Consider the following 17,311-nt stretch of genomic DNA (forward strand, 5'->3'; position numbering starts at 1 on the left):
CTGCAATGGGCATCATTTCACGCGGTTTCGCCGGACGCTCGCGCGAACACAATCCAGAACTGCCGCCGGGGCAGTACCTGACCGAAGACTTCCCGGTGCTCTCCGCCGGACCCACCCCGCGCATCAGCACGGACGAGTGGGAATTCACGATCACCACCGAGAACGGCACTGTGCATCGCTGGAGCTGGGCCGACCTCATGGCCCTCCCCATCGAAGACGTCGCCACCGACATCCACTGCGTCACGCGCTGGTCGAAGCTCGGCACCTCGTGGCGCGGCGTCTCGCTCGACACCCTGTTCGCGGGCGTCGACACGAGCTACGGCTACACGATGGCGCACTCGTACGGCGGCTACACCACCAACGTGCCGCTCGCCGACCTGCTCGGCGGCAAGGCGTGGATCGCGTTCGAGTTCGACGGCCAGCCGCTCGACCCCGAACACGGTGGCCCCGCGCGCCTGCTCGTGCCGCACCTCTACTTCTGGAAGAGCGCCAAGTGGGTGCGCGGCATCCAGATGCACAAGAGCGACGACGCCGGATTCTGGGAGCAGAACGGCTACAACACCTACGGCGACCCCTGGCTCGAACAGCGGTATTCGTGACCACCACCGCTCCTGTACCAACCCCGAGCGTGTGGAAGGTCGGTGTCGTCGCGTCGGTGCACACCGAGACGCCCACCGCACGCAGCATCATGATCGACGTCCCCGGCTGGGGCGGGAACCTCGCCGGGCAGCACCTCGACCTGCGCCTGTCGGCGCCCGACGGCTACCAGGCGGTGCGCTCGTACTCGGTCGCTTCGGCCGGCCCCGGCGAACGCCTCGAGCTCGCCGTCGACCGCCTGCCCGACGGCGAGGTCTCGCCCTATCTGGTCGACGACCTGCAGGTCGGCGACGAGTTGGAGATCCGTGGGCCGCTCGGCGGCTGGTTCGTCTGGCGCCCCGAGCAGACCGGCCCGGTGCAGCTCATCGGCGGCGGCTCGGGCATCGTGCCGCTCATGGCCATGGCGCGCGCCCACGCGGCATCCGGGTCCACCGCCCGCTTCAAGCTGCTCTATTCCGTGCGGAGCCCGCACGACGTCTTCTTCGCCGAGGAACTCGCGAGCCTCGCTTCGGAACACTTCGAGGTGACCTGGGTCTACACCCGGTCGACTCCCACCGCATGGCCTACGCCCGCCGGCCGGCTCACGCCCGCCGTTCTCGAGGCCGCCACGATACCGGCGAGCGAGAACCCCGCGGTCTTCGTGTGCGGACCGACGGGTTTCGTCGAGAGCGTGGCCGACTGGCTGGTGGCACTCGGGCACCCCGCGGCATCCGTAAAAACGGAACGTTTCGGCGGCAAGTAAACGCGACACCGTCGCTAGAATGTCGGTATTGAACGACCCAACGAAACGGGAAGACAATGACGCACCTCGACGGCAACGTTCTCGCAGGGCCCCTGTCCGAGCTGTTCAGCGTCGACATGACGGTCGCGGTCGGGCGGTGCGCGGGGTGCGGCGACCAGTCGGTCCTGGCGAGCGCCATGGTCTACGAATCCGGGCCCGACATCGTGGTTCGCTGCCACCACTGCGACGACGTACTGATGACGCTGGTGCAGAGCCCCGACGATCTGCGCGTCGAATTCCGCGGGATCCAGATGTTGCGGGTGACACGATGACCCCGCGTCTACCCCCACTTAGCGGGAGTGGCCGCGCCGAGCGCAGGGCCCTACGGTTGCAGAACGCGCGGGGGGCGCAAGCACCATCGGGGGAAGACATGCACGACACTGCAGCGGCCGGCCAGGAGACCCATTCGACAGGAGAGCCGGTCTGGTTTCTCCCCACCGGAACCGCCCAGGGCGCGCGTAACGCCCACCGGCTGCGCGGCTGGTCGATCGCCGTCGCATCGGCGCTGCTGCTCTGGGGTGTCATCGCGCTGGTCGTCACGGCGGTCGTCTCCGCTTTCGCCTAGACGGCGTCGACACGCGAAAACGCCCGCCCACCCGATACATGATCGGGCGGACGGGCGTCAGTGTCTCGCTGACTAGCGCGCGGCGGAGCCGTCGGTGTAGTCCTCGTCCTGCTGCTTCCACGCGAAGAGCGCGCGCAGTTCCTTGCCGGTGGCCTCAATCGGGTGCGCGGCACCCTTCTCGCGGAGAGCGAGGAACTCGGGAGCTCCGGCGTCCTGGTCAGCGATGAATCGCTCGGCGAATGCGCCGTTCTGAATGTCGGCGAGAACGGCCTTCATGTTCTCCTTGACGTCGGGCGTGATCACGCGCGGGCCGGAGACGTAGTCGCCGTACTCGGCGGTGTCGGAGACGCTCCAACGCTGCTTCGCGATGCCGCCCTCCCACATGAGGTCGACGATGAGCTTGAGCTCGTGGAGGACCTCGAAGTACGCGATCTGCGGCTGGTAGCCGGCCTCGGTCAGGGTCTCGAAGCCGTACTGGACGAGCTGCGAGACGCCGCCGCACAGAACAGCCTGCTCGCCGAACAGGTCGGTCTCGGTCTCTTCGGTGAACGTGGTCTTGATGCCGCCGGCACGGAGTCCGCCGATCGCCTTGGAGTACGACCAGGCGAGGTCCCAGGCGGAACCGGTCGCGTCCTGTTCGACGGCGACGATGACGGGAACGCCACGGCCGGCCTCGTACTCGCGACGCACGGTGTGACCCGGGCCCTTGGGGGCGACGAGCAGCACGTCGACGCCGGCGGGAGCGGTGATGTAGCCGTAGCGGATGTTGAAGCCGTGGCCGAAGACGAGGGCCTTGCCCTCGGAGAGGTTGGCCGCGATGTCGTCGGCGTAGAGGTGACGCTGGCTCTGGTCGGGGGCGAGGATGACGATGACGTCGGCCCAGGCTGCGGCTTCTGCGCCGGTGAGGACGGTGAAGCCGGCCTCTTCGGCCTTGGACTTCGACTTCGAGCCCTCCTTGAGGCCGACGACGACCTCGACGCCCGAGTCGCGGAGGTTTTGCGCGTGCGCGTGACCCTGCGAGCCGTAGCCGATGACGGCGACCTTCTTGCCCTGGATCAGTGCGAGGTCGGCGTCTTTGTCGTAAAAGATTTCAGTCACTTGTGATTCCTTCTCTGGTTTCGGTCGGTAGTTGTTAGTTCTTGAAGACGCGCTCGGTGATGCTCTTGCCGCCGCGTCCGATGGCGAGGAGGCCGCTCTGCGCGATCTCCTTGATTCCGTACGGTTCGAGGATGCGCAGCAGCGCCTGGATCTTTCCGCTGTCACCGGTCGTCTCGATCACGAGAGCGTCGGTCGAGACATCCACGATGCTCGCCCTGAACAGGGAGACGGCCTCGAGAACCTGCGACCGCGTCGTGTTGTCGACGCGCACCTTGATGAGCATGTGCTCGCGGGTGACCGACTGGGTCGGGTCGAGCTCGACGATCTTGATCACGTTGACGAGCTTGTTCAGCTGCTTCGTGACCTGCTCGAGCGGCAGCTCCTCCACGTCGACCACGACGGTGATGCGGGAGAGGCCGGGGATCTCGCTCTTGCCGACGGCGAGGCTCTCGATGTTGAAGCCGCGGCGCGCGAACAGGCCGGCGACGCGCGTGAGCAGGCCGGGCTTGTCTTCGACCAGGAGGGAAAGGACGTGACTCATGGGGCTACTCCTCTTCCCACTCGGGGGCGATTTCCCGGGCGTGCTGCACGGCCGAGTTGCTGACGCCCTGCGGCACCATCGGCCACACCATCGAGTCACGGCTCACGATGAAGTCGATGACGACGGGACGGTCGTTGGTGTCGAGCGCGAGCTGGATGGCGGCGTCCACCTCTTCCTGCTTCGTGACGCGAATGCCCAGGGCTCCGTAGGCGTCGGCGAGCTTGACGAAGTCGGGCACCATGGCGGTTCCGTGCCCCGTGTTGAGGTCGGTGAACGAGTGGCGGCCCTCGTAGAAGAGCGTCTGCCACTGGCGCACCATGCCGAGCGACGAGTTGTTGATGATCGCGACCTTGATCGGGATGTTGTTGATGACGCAGGTGGCGAGTTCCTGGTTGGTCATCTGGAAGCAGCCGTCACCGTCGATCGCCCACACGACGCGGTCGGGCTGGGCCACCTTGGCGCCCATCGCGGCGGGAACGCCGTAGCCCATCGTGCCCGCGCCGCCGGAGTTGAGCCACGAGTTGGGGCGCTCGTACTTGATGAACTGCGCGGCCCACATCTGGTGCTGGCCGACGCCGGCGGCGTAGACGCCCTCCGGACCGGTCATCTGGCCGATGCGCTCGATGACCTGCTGCGGCGACAGCAGTCCGTCGTCGGGCATGGTGTAGCCGAGCGGGAACTGCTCTTTCAGCGCGTTGAGCCGCGTCCACCACTCGGTGTAGTCGGGCGTGGTCTTCGCGGATACGTCGGCCCAGGCGGCGATCAAGTCGATGATGACCTCTTTCGCGTCGCCCACGATCGGCACGTCGGCCTGACGGATCTTGCCGATTTCGGCCGGGTCGATGTCGACGTGCACGATCTTGGCCTTCGGGGCGAACTCGCTCGTCTTTCCCGTCACGCGGTCGTCGAACCGCGCGCCCAGGGCGATGATGAGGTCGCTCTCCTGCAGTCCGAGAACGGCCGGGACGGTTCCGTGCATGCCGGGCATGCCGAGGTGCTGGTCGTGCGAGTCGGGGAAGGCACCGCGCGCCATCAGCGTGGTGACGACGGGCACGCCGGTCTTCTCGACGAGCTCGAGCAGTTCGGCCGACGCTTGAGATCGGATGACGCCTCCGCCGACGTAGAACACGGGCTGCTTGGCGGCGGCCAGCATCTCGGCCGCGGCGGTGATCTGCTTGCCGTGCGCCTTGGTCACGGGGCGGTAGCCGGGCAGGTCGAGCTTGGGCGGCCAGACGAAGGGCGCGGTGGACTGCTGGGCGTCCTTGGTGATGTCCACGAGCACGGGGCCGGGGCGGCCGGTCGAGGCGATGTGGTACGCCGACGCGATCGCCGCGGGCACGTCCGCCGCGGACTTCACGAGGATCGAGTGCTTGGTGATCGGCATCGTGATACCGATGATGTCGACCTCCTGGAAGGCGTCTGTTCCCATCAGGGTCGAGAACACCTGGCCGGTGATCGCGAGCAGCGGCACCGAGTCCATGTAGGCGTCGGCAATCGCCGTGACGAGGTTGGTCGCGCCGGGGCCGGACGTCGCGATGGCGACGCCGACGCGGTTCGACGACGAGGCGTAGCCCTCGGCCGCGTGGCCCGCGCCCTGCTCGTGACGGACAAGGATGTGGCGGATGTCGGTGTCGGCCATCAGCTCGTCGTAGAACGGGATGATGGCGCCGCCCGGAAGACCGAACACGTCGGTGATGCCGAGGTTCTTGAGCGAACGGAGAACGGCTCCCGAGCCGGTCAACAGCTCCGGTTCCGTGGGCGTCTGCTTCTTCGGTGGTCGGGGGCTGGCCGTTGACACGGCTGGTGAGTCCGTGGACATGGGGTTCCTTACAGAAAGATGGTGAGTGATACGGGCGGTTAGCCCGTGACCGCGCCTTCGGCGGCGGAGTGCACGAGCTTCGCGTATTTCGCGAGCACGCCTCGGGTGTAACGCGGGGGAAGAGGAGCCCAGCCGATGCGGCGAGCTTCCAGCTCTGCCGGATCGACAAGTAGGTCGAGCGAGCGAGCTGCGATATCGACCCGTATAAGATCACCATCGCGCACGAAGGCAATAGGACCTGCGTCTACTGCTTCGGGAGCTATGTGGCCGATACACAGTCCGGTTGTGCCGCCTGAGAACCTGCCGTCCGTCAACAGTAGTACATCTTTGCCGAGCCCAGCGCCCTTGATGGCGGCGGTGATCGCGAGCATCTCGCGCATGCCCGGCCCGCCCTTCGGGCCCTCGTAACGGATGACGACGACCTCGCCCTTGTTGATGGTCCCCTCGGTGAGCGCGTCGAGCGCTTCACGCTCGCGCTCGAACACGCGCGCGGGGCCCTCGAAGACGTCGGCGTCGAAGCCGGCGGTCTTGACGACGGATCCTTCGGGGGCGAACGAGCCGTGCAGCACCGTGAGGCCGCCCGTCGCGTGGATGGGGTTGTCGAGCGTGCGCAGCACCTTGCCGTCGAGCGGGTCGATGCTCATCTCGGCGAGGTTCTCGGCGAGCGTCTTGCCGGTCACGGTGAGCACGTCGCCGTGCATCAGTCCGGCGTCGAGCAGTGCCTTCATCAGCACCGGGATGCCGCCCTGGCGGTCGACGTCGTTCATCACGTACTTGCCGAAGGGCTTGAGGTCGCCGATGTGCGGCACCTTGTCGCCGATGCGGTTGAAGTCGTCAAGGGTGAGCTCGACCTCTGCCTCGTAGGCGATCGCGAGCAGGTGCAGGATGACGTTGGTCGAGCCGCCGAGTGCCATCGCGACCGTGATCGCGTTCTCGAAAGCCTTCTTGGTGAGGATGTCGCGTGCCGTGATGCCGAGGCGCAGTAGGTTGACCACGGCCTCGCCGGAGCGGTGCGCGTAGTAGTCGCGGCGGCGGTCGGCGGCAGCGGGGCTGGCGGAGCCCGGGAGGCTGAGACCGAGGGCCTCGGCGACGGAGGCCATGGTGTTGGCGGTGTACATGCCGCCGCAGGCACCCTCGCCGGGCGCGAAGGCGCACTCGATGCGGTGCGCGTCCTCGAGGCTCATGGTGCCGGCCTTGACACCACCCACGGCTTCGAAGGAGTCGATGATGGTGATGTCTTTCTCGGTGCCGTCGCTGAGCTTCACCCAGCCGGGCGCGATCGAGCCGGCGTACAGGAAGACGCTGGAGAGGTCGAGGCGCGCGGCGGCCATGAGCATGCCGGGGATCGATTTGTCGCAACCGGCGAGCAGCACGGAACCGTCGAGGCGCTCGGCCATCATGACGGTCTCGACAGAGTCGGCGATGACCTCGCGGGAGACGAGCGAGAAGTGCATGCCCTCGTGCCCCATAGAGATGCCGTCGGAGACGCTGATGGTGCCGAACTGCAGCGGGTATCCGCCGCCACCGTGCACGCCCTCTTTCGCCGCCTGGGCGAGGCGGTCGAGCGACAGGTTGCACGGTGTGATCTCGTTCCACGAGCTCGCAATACCGATCTGGGGCTTCTCCCAGTCGGCGTCGCCCATGCCGACGGCGCGGAGCATTCCGCGCGACGTCGTGGCTTCGATACCGTCGGTGACGGTGCGGGAGCGGGGCTTGATGTCGATGGCGTCTCGGGGTGTGTCCGGCATGTTACGAGTGTAATGAACGCAACTGACCGAGCGTTGCACAGTGCACGCTCAGTCGGCCTCTCGCTTCGCCTCGCGCTTCGCCGCCTCGAGCGTCTCGGCCGTCGCGCGCTCGACCGCCTCCTCGAGTTCGTCGGTGATCATCAGCTCGTGGTTGAAGTTCGCCGTGCGGTAGCCGGCCCGGCCGACCATGTGCGCGGAGATCGGCGCGGTGAGCATCTGAAAGAGCACCACCGGGATGAGCAACAGCAGGGTCGACCACTCGCGCGATTCGAGAGCGATCGCGAGCACGACGAAGATCAGCCCGAGGATCTGCGGCTTGGTGGCGGCGTGCATGCGGCTGAGCGCGTCGGGGAACCGCACGAGGCCGACACCGGCGGCGAGCGACAACAACGCGCCGAGCAGGAGGCAGATGGCGGCGAGGAGGTCGAGAATGTCGTTGGTCATCGCGCGCTGCCTTCGTCTGCTGCATCCGGTTCGTCGCCTATCTCGACCGACTCGTCGACCGGACCCGACGTCGCCGACGCGCTCTCGCCGAGCGGGCTGTCGACGCCCACCGGAACGCCGGCCGGGCGGTCCTGCTTCGAGACGTACCGCGCGACGGCGATCGTCGCGAAGATCGCGGTGCTGGCGAGCACGACCATGAGCGGGATCGTTCGGGTGTGTCCGTTGTAGACCATCTCGGCACCGACGACCAGCATCAGGGTAGTAAGCAGCACGTCGGAGGCGATCATGCGGTCGAGGATCGAGGGCCCGCGCACGATGCGGAAGACGGTGAGCAGGGCGGCCAGCGTGAACAGCACGCCGACGATCGCGTAGATGACGGTCATGCGCCCAACCTCTCGAGGTCGTCGTGGGAGCCGAGCGCGCGCACGATGCGGCGCTCGATCAGGAGAACCCGCCGACGGGCGTTCTCGACGGCCTCGACCGTCGGGGTGTTGAGCACGTGCAGGTAGAGGATCGAGTTCGCCCGGTCGGCCTCGAGCACGAGGGAACCGGGGATGAGCGACAGAGCGATCGCCGTGAGCGTCATGATCAGGTCGGACCGGGTGTAGAGCTGCACCGCTATGACGGCGTTCTGCCGGGCCGGGCGGCGCCCGAAGGCCTGGGCGGCCACGATGAACGATGCGCCGACGAGCTGCGAGGTGAAGGTGGCGATGAACACGGCGAGGTGCCCGGGGTGCAGTCTGCCGGTGAGGTCGACGGGTGGCAGGTAGAAGACGCGTGTGACGACGATCGCGAGGACGAGCCCGGTCACCAGGTTGAGCACGGAGACGTTGCCCCAGAGCAGCATCCAGAGCACGACGAGGGCCACGATGAGCGGGATCTGGTGCAGGAACCGCACCCGCCGGTGCTTGTTGGCAGCGTGGTCAGTCATCGATACCCCCGGGGAAGACGATGTCGACGTAGAACGACGGGCCCTCGAGGTTCTCGCCCGCGCGCGCCGCGATCGCGTAGAGCGGTCCGGCGAAGACGGTGAGGGCCACGCTCGCGACCACCATGCCCGCCGTCGCGGCGACCATCAGCTTCGGCGCGGTGCGCGTGGCGCGCATCACCGGGGCGTTGGGGGCCTCGGACACGTTGCGCAGCAGGGTCGACTCGTAGTTCTCCACCTCGGAGGCCGAGCGCCAGAACGCCATGTTCCACACGCGCACGAGCGCGTAGAGGGTGAGCAGCGACACGAGCGCGCCCGCCGCGATGAGCACATAGGCGAGCGGGGTGCCCTGCGCCGCACTCGCCTCGAACAGCGCCAGCTTGCCGATGAAGCCGGAGAACGGCGGGATGCCGCCCAGGTTGAGGGCCGGGATGAAGTAGAGCACCGCGATCACCGGCGCCGCCTTCATCAGCCCGCCGAGCTTCGTGATCGACGTGGTTCCGCCCACCCGCTCGATCAGTCCGGCGGCGAGGAACAGGGTCGCCTGCACGATGATGTGGTGCACGATGTAGTAGATCGCCGCACCGGTGCCCGCCGCCGTTCCGAGCGAGATGCCGAGGATCATGTAGCCGATGTGGCTCACGAGCGTGAACGAGAGGATGCGCTTTATGTCGGCCTGCGAGACCGCTCCGAGCACACCGACGACCATCGTGAGCAGGGCCACGATCATCAGCGCCGTGTTCAGTTCGGGGCCGGGGAAGATAACCGTCTCGGTGCGGATGATGGCGTAGACACCGACCTTGGTGAGCAACCCGGCGAAGACCGCGGTGACCGGGGCCGGGGCCGTCGGGTACGAGTCGGGCAGCCAGAACGACAGCGGGAACACCGCCGCCTTGATGCCGAACGCCATCAGCAGCATCACGTGCAGGATGATCTGCACGTCCTGCGGGATCTCGGCCATGCGCACCGAGATCTGGGCGATGTTCACCGTGCCGACCGCGCCGTAGATCATGGCGATCGCGGCGAGGAACAGCAGCGACGAGAGCAGGCTCACCACGATGTAGGTGACGCCGGCGCGGATGCGCGCCTCGGTGCCACCCAGCGTGATCAGCACGTAGCTCGAGACGAGCAGGATCTCGAAGCCCACGTAGAGGTTGAAGAGGTCGCCCGCGATGAAGGCGGTGAAGACGCCCGCCGCGAGGATGAGATAGGTCGGGTAGTAGATCGAGACGGGGGTCTCGTGGTCGCCGTCGGCGAGGCCCTGCCCGACCGAGAAGACGAGCACGGCGAGCAGCACGAGTGCCGAGACCACGAGCATGAGCGCGGCCAGCCGGTCGACGATCAGCACGATGCCGAACGGTGCCTGCCAGCCGCCCACCTCGAGGGCGAGGGGAGCCGTGTCATCCACGACTATCACCATGACGACGCCGATCGCGAGCACCGCCGTCAGGGTGGCGATGGCAACGACGCGCTGACCGCGCGGGCGTTTGCCGAGGATCAGCGTGGACGCGGCGCCGAGCAACGGCAGCATCACCACGAGGGGCACGAGGGCGTTCATGTTCACCGGCTTGCCCCGAATTCCGTGTCGTCGGTGGTGGATTCGAGCGTCTCGCCGAGCTCGGCGACCGCGGGACCGCGCAGCGCGACGTCGTCGGCGTCGTCGTCCACGTCGTCGTCGCGTTCGAGCCGCCACGAGCGGTAGATGAGGGCCATCAGAAACGCCGAGACGCCGAAGGTGATGACGATCGCGGTGAGGATGAGGGCTTCGGGCATCGGGTCGGTCATCTCGGCCGCCGTGAGGCCGTCCTCGACGATCGGGGCGCTGCCGACCTTGCCGACCATGGTGATGAGCAGCAGGTTGGTCGCGTTTCCGACCAGCAGGAAGCCGAGCAGCACGCGCGTCATGCTGCGCTCGAGCAGCAGGTAGATGCCGGCGGCGTAGAGCACGACCATCACGGCGACGAGTACCAGGGCGATGTTCACGCGGTCACCTCCTGGGTCTGCTCGTCGCTCGCGCCTGCATCGGTCGAGTCTTCATCGTTCTTGTCGTCGTCTTCCTGCTGCCTGTCGACCTCGGCACCGAGGCTGCGCAGCACGTCGAGGGTGAGGCCCACGACGACGAGGTAGACACCGATGTCGAAGATCGTGGATGTCACGAACTCGACGTGACCGAAGAGCCAGACCTCGCCCTCGATGAAGCTCGACTGCAGCGCCGCCTGTCCGAAGAAGATGGGCACGAGCGCGGTGCCGACCGCGAGGGCGAGACCCGCGCCGAGGAGCTTGCCGGCGTCGATGGGCGCGGCGGCTCCGAGCTCGTGCCTGCCGCCCGCCATGTAGCGGGCGACCAGGGCGAGGCCGGCAACCAGACCGCCGGCGAAGCCGCCGCCCGGGAGGTTGTGGCCGGCGAAGAGCAGGTAGATCGACACGATGAGGATGGGGTGGAAGATGAGCCGCACCACCACCTCGAGCAGGATCGATCGGTTGCCGGCGGCGAGCGTGCGTCCGGCGAGCAGCCAGGAGGTGCGTGCGTCGTCGCCGGAGACCTGCGCGTTGTAGGCGCTGATGCGCTGGGCCTTGATCTTCTTTTTGGCCTCGCGGCGGGGAAGGCGGGGCAGGTTGTCGGCGCGGCCGCTGATGAAGATGAGGCTGGCGACACCGGTCGCCGCGACGATGATCACGCTGAGTTCACCCATCGTGTCCCAGCCGCGCAGGTCGACGAGGGCGACGTTGACGACGTTGCGGCCGTGACCCTGGTTGTAGGCCAGGTCGGGCCACTGCAACGAGATCGGCAGGGCCTCACGCGCGCCCAGGGTGACGATCGCGACGGCGCCCATAACGAGAGCGAAAGCGATGGCGACGACGGCCCGCACGATGTGGTTGCCCTGCCCGTTGCGCACACCCAGCCGGGCCGGCAGGCGGCGGAGAACGAGCACGAATGCCACGAGCGTGACGATCTCCACGAGGATCTGGGTGAGGGCGAGGTCGGGAGCGCCCTCGAGGGCGAAGATCCCCGCCATTCCGTAGCCGGTGACCCCGACGAGTACCACCGCCTGGAAACGTTTGGTGGCCCGGGTGGCCGCGATGGCGGCGATGATCATCACGACACCGATGGCGGCCTGCGCCGGGAAGTCCCAGAACTTGATGCCGGTCGGCCAGCTGCGGTTGAACGCCAGAGCGGCGCCGACGGTGACGATGAACACGGTCAGGATGACACCGAGGTAGAACGGCAGCGAACCGCGCTGGGTGGTGCTCGTGGTGCGCGCTGCCGTCAGGTCGACGGCGCGCAGCACGGCGGAGTAGGCCTTGGCCGCCGAGCCCGCGGAGGCGTCGACCTTCTGCACCGAGCGGCCGCGCCAGACGAAGATCGCGGCGCCGAGCACCAGCGTGGCCGCCGAGATGGCGAGGGCCGGTTCGAGGCCGTGCCAGAGGGCGAGGTGGTAGCCCTCGCCCTCCGACGGGATCGTCTCGGAGTAGCCGACGAGCATGGCGTCGACGAAGGGGGCGACGAGGCCGAGCACGATGCCGCTCGCCGCGAGCAGCGCGGGCGGGGCGACGAAAGCCGGGTCCCTCTTCACCGGCTTCACGGTCTCGACGCCCGCCTTGGTGAAGAAGGCTCCCCAGAAGAACCGCGCGCTGTAGGCGACGGTGAGCACCGAGCCGAGCGCGACTCCGACCAGCGCGACCCAGCCGAACGGGTTTCCGGCCGTTCCGCTGTCGAGCAGCGCGGTGAACACGGCCTCCTTGGCCACGAAGCCGAGCGCGGGCGGGAGACCCACCATCGAGACCAGGGCGAGCGCGGTGACGACGGCGAGCACGGGCGTCCTGCGCCCGAGACCGGAGAGCTTACGTAGGTCGCGGGTCCCTGCGCAGTGGTCGATGATGCCGACGACGAGGAAGAGCGTGCTCTTGTAGAGCGCGTGGGCCAGCAGCAGGGCGAGGCCGGCGAGAGCCGTCTCCCGCGTTCCGAATCCGGTCACGACCATGAGGAAGCCGAGCTGGCTGACCGTGCCGTAGGCGAGCACGAGCTTGAGGTCGTGCTGGCGCAGGGCGGTCCATGCACCGAACAGCATGGTGAGCACGCCGAAGCCGACGATGACCTCCTGCCAACCGGGGGTGTCGGCGAAGCCGGGCGCGAGGCGGGCGATGAGGTAGATGCCGGCCTTCACCATGGCCGCCGCGTGCAGGTAGGCGCTCACCGGGGTGGGCGCCGCCATCGCGGCGGGAAGCCAGAAGTGGAACGGGACGATCGCGGACTTCGACATCGCACCCACGAGGATGAGCATGATGGCGGTCGTGACGAGGGGGCCGCTGGGTGCGAGCGACACGATCTCGCTCAGTCGTGAGGTTCCCGTGTGCACCGAGAGGAGCACGAGTCCGACCAGCATCACGAGGCCGCCGAAGGTCGTGACGAGCAGCGCCTGCAGCGCGGCACCGCGGCTCGCCTTGCGGCCGGCGTAGTGCCCGATCAGCAGGTAGGAGAGTACGCTCGTCGCCTCCCAGAAGATGAAGAGCAGGTAGACGTCGTCGGCCACCACCAGCCCGTACATCGCGCCGGCGAAAGCCAGCAGCACGGCGGCGAAGCGGCCGAGTCCCTCTTCGGCGTCGGTGAAGTAGCGGGCGCAGTAGAGCAGCACGAGCGCGCCGACGCCGGTGACGACGAGCGCGAGCACCCACGACAGGGTGTCGAGACGCACGGCGATGGAGAGGTCGAGCTGCGGCACCCACTGCACCACCTCAGCGACCTGCCCGCCGTCGGCCACGGCCGACGACTGGGTGAGGGTGTGCACGAAGGCGGCGGTCGGCACGAGGGCTGCGACCAGGAAGACCTTGCGGCCGAACGCGCGGCGCGCCAGTGGGAGGATCAGCGCGAGCGCTGCGAACGCGATGAGAATCGCGAGCATGGTGCCTCCCAGTGCGTTGGTGCGGCAAGTACACGTCGCTGGAGATTACTCGGAAAGGTTCCCTGAAGCCGCGTCACGAGTTTACCGTGACTCGGCTGGGAAACGTCCGGTGCGTGCGGCGCCGAGGAGTACTCTCACCGGTTTCGCCGCCCACACGGTCGCCGCACCTATTCGGAAATTCAGGACTTCGGATGCGCCAGCCGCCGCACGTCGGCACTATTCCGCGGCCCGTGCCACCGGCCCCGACGCTGACTCCTGAGTTTCCGAAAGTGGCGGGCACGCGCCGCCGATCACTCGCGGGTTGCGCCGTTTGGGGCACTTCAGACGGCGGGGTGCCCCATTCGGCGCAACTCGCCAGCTGCAGCTACTGCTCGTGTACGTCGCCCTCGCGCAGGTCGGCGAGCAGGGCCAGCGCACGCGCCACCTCGGCCGGACCCTTCACGCGGTGGTTGGCCAGGGTCGTTCCCTCGCCCGCCTTGAGTCCGAGATCGTCGGCGTTGAGTGCGGCGAACCCGTCTTCGTCGGTCACGTCGTCGCCGGCGAAGAACACGGCGGTCGCACCGGTGTACGCGCGCAGGTGCTCGATCGCCTCGCCCTTCGTGGTCGACCGCACCGAGAACTCGAGCACGTTCTTACCGCCGCGGACCGTGAGGTTGTCGAGCTCCGCAGCGGCCTCGCTGCGGGCCACCAGGTGCGCGACCCGCGAGTTGTGCTCGGTGGCGAGGCGTGTGTGCAGGGCAAATCCGGCCGGCTTCTCTTCAAGCCAGACCTGGTCGATCGACTCGGCGACCTCGTTCAGGACCTCTTTGAGCTTCTCAACCCGATCGAGTTCGGCGGCGTCGAGACCGATGATGTCGTCGGGGTCGTCGAGCCTGATCTCGATGCCGTGCGAACCGATGAGCAGCGCGTTGTCGGGCAGCTGCGACACCCGCTCGAGGCTCGCCAGCGAACGGCCGGAGACGAGCGCGACCCGGGTGTGCGGCATCTCGAGCAGTCGCAGGACCGCGGCCCGCGCCTCGGGCAGTGCGCGCGCACGTTCGGGGTCGTCGACCTCGGGCGCCAGCGTGCCATCGAAGTCGAGCGCCACGAGCAGCTGCTTGGTGCGGGTGATTTCGCGCAGTGCCCCGACGAGCGGTTCGGGCAGTCGGGAGAACGGTGGCGGGGTGTCGACGTCGACCATCAGAGCGCGCTTCCTCGCGGTGCGCGTTCCACCGTCCATTCGAGTTCGCCGAGCGGGTCGTCGAGGTCGGTCCCGGTCTCGATGTCTTCGCGCTCGCCGCGCACGCCGGCGAGCGTGGAGAGGAACGATGTCGACCAGCGGGCAACGTCGTACTCGAGCACCCGCTTGCGCAGCGAGCGCATGCGGGCCACGCGTTCGCGCTTCGGCATCGCGATCGCCTGCAGGATCGTCTCCTTGAGGCCGTCGATGTCGTGCGGGTTGATGCGCATCGCACGCTTCAGCTCGTCGGAGGCGCCGGCGAACTCGCTGAGCACGAGGATGCCGTCGTCGTCGAACCGCGCCGCGACGTACTCCTTCGCGACGAGGTTCATCCCGTCGCGCAGCGCGGTGACGAGCATGATGTCGGCGGCCAGGTAGAGCGCCGCCATCTCGTCGCGCGGGTAGCCGTGGTGGTGGTAGCTGATGGCGGTGTGGCTCATCGTGGCGAAGTCACCGTTGATGCGCCCGACGGTCAGCTCAATCTCGTCGCGCAGGTCCATGTAGGCCTGCACGCGCTCGCGGCTCGGGCTCGCGACCTGCACGAGCGTGACGTCCTCGACCTTGATGCGTCCGTCGGCGAGCAGCTCGCCGTAGGCCTTGAGCCGGTGGCCGATGCCCTTGGTGTAGTCGAGGCGGTCGACGCCGAGCATGATCGTCTTCGGGTTGCCCAGCCCCTCGCGGATCTCCTTCGCGCGCGCCTGGATGTGCGGCTGGCGCGCGAGCTCCTCGAACGACCGGGAGTCGATCGAGATGGGGAACGCTTTGGCGATGACACGGCGGGTCGGATGTCCCGGCGACGCCACCTCGATGGTGGTGGTCTTCGTGCTGGAGGTCGTCAGGCGGCGGACCGCGCGGGCGAAGTTGCTGGCGTCGGCCACCCGCTGGAATCCGATGACGTCGGCGCCGAGCAGGCCCTCGATGATCGCGGCGCGCCACGGCAGCTGCGAGTAGATGCCGTAGGGCGGGAACGGGATGTGGTTGAAGAATCCGATGGTCAGGTCGGGACGCTTGTCGCGCAGCATCTTCGGCACCAGCTGAAGTTGGTAGTCCTGCACCCAGACGACGCCACCCTGCGCGCTGACGGCAGCCGCGGCATCCGCAAACCTCTGGTTGACGGCGACGTAGCTCTCCCACCACTCGCGGTGGTAGGTGGGCGGCGCGATCACGTCGTGGTACAGCGGCCAGAGCGTGTCGTTGCTGAAGCCCTCGTAGTACTTCTCGATGTCCTCTTCACTGAGGGGCACCGAAACGATGTGGATGCCGTCGTTGTCGAACGGCTCGATGTCGAGGTCGGCCTGTCCTCCCCAACCGACCCACGCGCCGTCGTTGCTGCGCATGATCGGCTCGAGGGCCGTCACGAGACCGCCGGGCGACCCCTTCCAGCTCTCGTTGCCGTCGGCGTCGACGACCCGGTCGACAGGAAGGCGGTTCGACACGACCACGAAGTCGTAGAACTTCGTCGTCTCGTCGGTGGACTGAGTTTCAGGGCTATCTAGGGGGGCGTTCATAAAACGCTGTGGCTCCATTCGGATTGCGCACCAGCACCATCGTCGGCAAGCTTCCGTCAGAGTACCAGCAGCGTCTGGGAGGCCCCGTGCGCGGCCCTAGCATTGCCTCATGGTGACTACTCGGCTATATCGCGCCGGAAAACTCGTAAAGACAGATTTCCCGGTCGCCGAGATCTCGGACTATCTCGAAGAGGCGGATGCCACGGTCTGGGCCGATTTCACATCACCCACCGCCGCCGACCTCGCCATCATCGAGGAGGAGCTGAGCCTGCACCACCTGGCGGTGGAGGACGCGATTCACGAGCACCAGCGCCCGAAGCTCGACCGCTACGACAGCCACCTGTTCCTGACCGCCTACGCCGTGGATCTCGACGCGGTGACGCACGAGCTCACGAAGGTCGAGGTGAAGGCGTTCATCACGTCGAAGGCGGTGGTCACGGTTCATCCGGAGTCCTTCGACATGGACGCCGTCGTGCAGCGCTGGGACAGCAACCCCGATCTCGCCAAGTACGGTTCGGCCTTCCTGCTGTGGGGCATCCTCGACGTGATCGTGGACGGCCACTTCGAAACGGTGCAGGACCTCGACGGCGAGATCGAGACCTACGAGAACCTGCTGTTCGACGACAAAAACCACGGCACCGAGATCCAACGCAACTCATTCGAACTGCGCAAGAACCTCGTCGGACTGCGACGGGCGGTGCTGCCGATGCGCGAGGTCGTGAACACGCTCATGCGACGCGACATGGAGCTGATGGCGCACGAGATGGTTCCGTACTTCCAGGACGTGTACGACCACGTGCTTCGCGCGACCGAGTGGACGGAGTCGCTGCGCGACCTCGTGGCGACGATCCTCGACACGAACCTCAGCATCCAGGGCAACCGGATGAACCTCATCATGAAGAAGGTCACCAGCTGGGCGGCGATCATCGCCGTGCCGACCGCGATTACCGGGTTCTTCGGGCAGAACCTGCAGTTCGTCGGATTCGGCACCGAGTGGGGCAGCTATCTCTCCCTCGGGCTGATCGTGGTCGTGGGCGGTGCGCTATACGCGTCGTTCAAGCGGCGCGACTGGCTATAGGGCCCGCCCGCCGATCGCGCAAGCTCGCGCGGATTCGGGCCCTCAGGTTGCCCGGCGCGCCGCAACCGGTACCGTGGAGTACCG

16 protein-coding genes and 1 pseudogene are annotated in these 17,311 nt (G+C 67.5%); 5 read left to right on the plus strand and 12 right to left on the minus strand.

Annotated elements, in window-relative coordinates:
- Positions 1–5: 5 nt before the first annotated feature.
- The 4 genes from IEV96_RS08355 (at position 6) to IEV96_RS08370 (ending at position 1,943) form a co-directional block, all read left to right on the plus strand.
- Positions 6–599 (plus strand): sulfite oxidase-like oxidoreductase, encoded by a 594-nt coding sequence (locus IEV96_RS08355; RefSeq protein WP_188510172.1) that lies wholly within the window; start codon positions 6–8, stop codon positions 597–599.
- Entirely contained in the window at positions 596–1,339 is a 744-nt protein-coding gene (locus tag IEV96_RS08360) for a ferredoxin reductase (RefSeq protein ID WP_229733150.1), read from the plus strand. Before IEV96_RS08355 ends, IEV96_RS08360 begins: the two co-directional genes overlap by 4 nt.
- Positions 1,340–1,395: 56 nt before the next feature.
- Positions 1,396–1,650, plus strand: a complete 255-nt coding sequence (locus IEV96_RS08365) for a DUF6510 family protein (protein ID WP_188510173.1) — start codon at positions 1,396–1,398, stop codon at positions 1,648–1,650.
- A gap of 98 nt (positions 1,651–1,748) precedes the next feature.
- Positions 1,749–1,943, plus strand: a complete 195-nt coding sequence (locus IEV96_RS08370; protein ID WP_188510174.1) for a hypothetical protein — start codon at positions 1,749–1,751, stop codon at positions 1,941–1,943.
- 72 nt (positions 1,944–2,015) lie between these two features.
- On the opposite strand, the gene ilvC is transcribed toward IEV96_RS08370, so the two are convergent.
- The 12 genes and pseudogenes from ilvC to IEV96_RS08430 all read right to left on the minus strand — a co-directional run bounded on the left by ilvC (position 2,016) and on the right by IEV96_RS08430 (position 16,149).
- The gene (ilvC, locus tag IEV96_RS08375; RefSeq protein ID WP_188510175.1) at positions 2,016–3,041 is read right to left on the minus strand and encodes a ketol-acid reductoisomerase; all 1,026 of its coding nucleotides are present in this window, start codon (positions 3,039–3,041) and stop codon (positions 2,016–2,018) included.
- A gap of 34 nt (positions 3,042–3,075) precedes the next feature.
- Positions 3,076–3,582 carry an acetolactate synthase small subunit gene (gene ilvN, locus IEV96_RS08380; RefSeq protein ID WP_188510176.1) on the minus strand — a complete coding sequence of 169 codons (507 nt, stop codon included), beginning with the start codon at positions 3,580–3,582 and terminating at the stop codon, positions 3,076–3,078.
- A gap of 4 nt (positions 3,583–3,586) precedes the next feature.
- Positions 3,587–5,401, minus strand: a complete 1,815-nt coding sequence (locus tag IEV96_RS08385; protein WP_188510177.1) for an acetolactate synthase large subunit — start codon at positions 5,399–5,401, stop codon at positions 3,587–3,589.
- A 38-nt stretch (positions 5,402–5,439) separates the two neighbouring features.
- Positions 5,440–7,149, minus strand: coding sequence for a dihydroxy-acid dehydratase (gene ilvD, locus IEV96_RS08390; protein ID WP_188510178.1), 1,710 nt, complete (start codon positions 7,147–7,149; stop codon positions 5,440–5,442).
- A gap of 48 nt (positions 7,150–7,197) precedes the next feature.
- Positions 7,198–7,593 (minus strand): monovalent cation/H(+) antiporter subunit G, encoded by a 396-nt coding sequence (mnhG, locus tag IEV96_RS08395; RefSeq protein WP_188510179.1) that lies wholly within the window; start codon positions 7,591–7,593, stop codon positions 7,198–7,200.
- 128 nt (positions 7,594–7,721) lie between these two features.
- A pseudogene (locus tag IEV96_RS08400) lies at positions 7,722–7,976 on the minus strand (MrpF/PhaF family protein); the annotation flags it as partial.
- Positions 7,973–8,524, minus strand: a complete 552-nt coding sequence (locus IEV96_RS08405; protein WP_188510181.1) for a Na+/H+ antiporter subunit E — start codon at positions 8,522–8,524, stop codon at positions 7,973–7,975. The pseudogene IEV96_RS08400 and the gene IEV96_RS08405, both read right to left, overlap by 4 nt.
- Entirely contained in the window at positions 8,517–10,079 is a 1,563-nt protein-coding gene (locus IEV96_RS08410) for a Na+/H+ antiporter subunit D (RefSeq protein ID WP_188510182.1), read from the minus strand. The genes IEV96_RS08405 and IEV96_RS08410 overlap by 8 nt, the downstream gene beginning before the upstream one ends.
- A gap of 2 nt (positions 10,080–10,081) precedes the next feature.
- Entirely contained in the window at positions 10,082–10,504 is a 423-nt protein-coding gene (locus IEV96_RS08415; RefSeq protein WP_188510183.1) for a Na(+)/H(+) antiporter subunit C, read from the minus strand.
- On the minus strand, positions 10,501–13,422 hold the full coding sequence (locus IEV96_RS08420; RefSeq protein WP_188510184.1) for a Na+/H+ antiporter subunit A: 2,922 nt from the start codon (positions 13,420–13,422) through the stop codon (positions 10,501–10,503). Before IEV96_RS08420 ends, IEV96_RS08415 begins: the two co-directional genes overlap by 4 nt.
- 364 nt (positions 13,423–13,786) lie before the next feature.
- Entirely contained in the window at positions 13,787–14,602 is an 816-nt protein-coding gene (gene otsB, locus IEV96_RS08425) for a trehalose-phosphatase (RefSeq protein WP_188510185.1), read from the minus strand.
- On the minus strand, positions 14,602–16,149 hold the full coding sequence (locus IEV96_RS08430) for an alpha,alpha-trehalose-phosphate synthase (UDP-forming) (protein WP_188510186.1): 1,548 nt from the start codon (positions 16,147–16,149) through the stop codon (positions 14,602–14,604). Before IEV96_RS08430 ends, otsB begins: the two co-directional genes overlap by 1 nt.
- A gap of 109 nt (positions 16,150–16,258) precedes the next feature.
- On the opposite strand from IEV96_RS08430, the gene IEV96_RS08435 reads away from it, so the two are divergent.
- Positions 16,259–17,227: a magnesium transporter CorA family protein gene (locus IEV96_RS08435; protein ID WP_188510187.1), complete on the plus strand. Its 969-nt coding sequence runs from the start codon at positions 16,259–16,261 to the stop codon at positions 17,225–17,227.
- The last annotated feature ends 84 nt before the right edge of the window (positions 17,228–17,311 follow it).

The organism is Conyzicola nivalis (assembly GCF_014639655.1).
Lineage (GTDB): Bacteria > Actinomycetota > Actinomycetes > Actinomycetales > Microbacteriaceae > Conyzicola > Conyzicola nivalis.

Excerpts from the sequence above, each read along its gene's own strand:
- IEV96_RS08355 (WP_188510172.1), top strand. The coding sequence starts at position 6 with ATGGGCATCATTTCACGCGGTTTCGCCGGACGCTCGCGCGAACACAAT.
- IEV96_RS08365 (WP_188510173.1), top strand. The coding sequence starts at position 1,396 with ATGACGCACCTCGACGGCAACGTTCTCGCAGGGCCCCTGTCCGAGCTG.
- IEV96_RS08370 (WP_188510174.1), top strand. The coding sequence starts at position 1,749 with ATGCACGACACTGCAGCGGCCGGCCAGGAGACCCATTCGACAGGAGAG.
- ilvN (WP_188510176.1), bottom strand. The coding sequence starts at position 3,582 with ATGAGTCACGTCCTTTCCCTCCTGGTCGAAGACAAGCCCGGCCTGCTC.
- IEV96_RS08385 (WP_188510177.1), bottom strand. The coding sequence starts at position 5,401 with ATGTCCACGGACTCACCAGCCGTGTCAACGGCCAGCCCCCGACCACCG.
- ilvD (WP_188510178.1), bottom strand. The coding sequence starts at position 7,149 with ATGCCGGACACACCCCGAGACGCCATCGACATCAAGCCCCGCTCCCGC.
- mnhG (WP_188510179.1), bottom strand. The coding sequence starts at position 7,593 with ATGACCAACGACATTCTCGACCTCCTCGCCGCCATCTGCCTCCTGCTC.
- IEV96_RS08405 (WP_188510181.1), bottom strand. The coding sequence starts at position 8,524 with ATGACTGACCACGCTGCCAACAAGCACCGGCGGGTGCGGTTCCTGCAC.
- IEV96_RS08410 (WP_188510182.1), bottom strand. The coding sequence starts at position 10,079 with ATGAACGCCCTCGTGCCCCTCGTGGTGATGCTGCCGTTGCTCGGCGCC.
- IEV96_RS08420 (WP_188510184.1), bottom strand. The coding sequence starts at position 13,422 with ATGCTCGCGATTCTCATCGCGTTCGCAGCGCTCGCGCTGATCCTCCCA.
- otsB (WP_188510185.1), bottom strand. The coding sequence starts at position 14,602 with ATGGTCGACGTCGACACCCCGCCACCGTTCTCCCGACTGCCCGAACCG.
- IEV96_RS08430 (WP_188510186.1), bottom strand. The coding sequence starts at position 16,149 with ATGAACGCCCCCCTAGATAGCCCTGAAACTCAGTCCACCGACGAGACG.
- IEV96_RS08435 (WP_188510187.1), top strand. The coding sequence starts at position 16,259 with ATGGTGACTACTCGGCTATATCGCGCCGGAAAACTCGTAAAGACAGAT.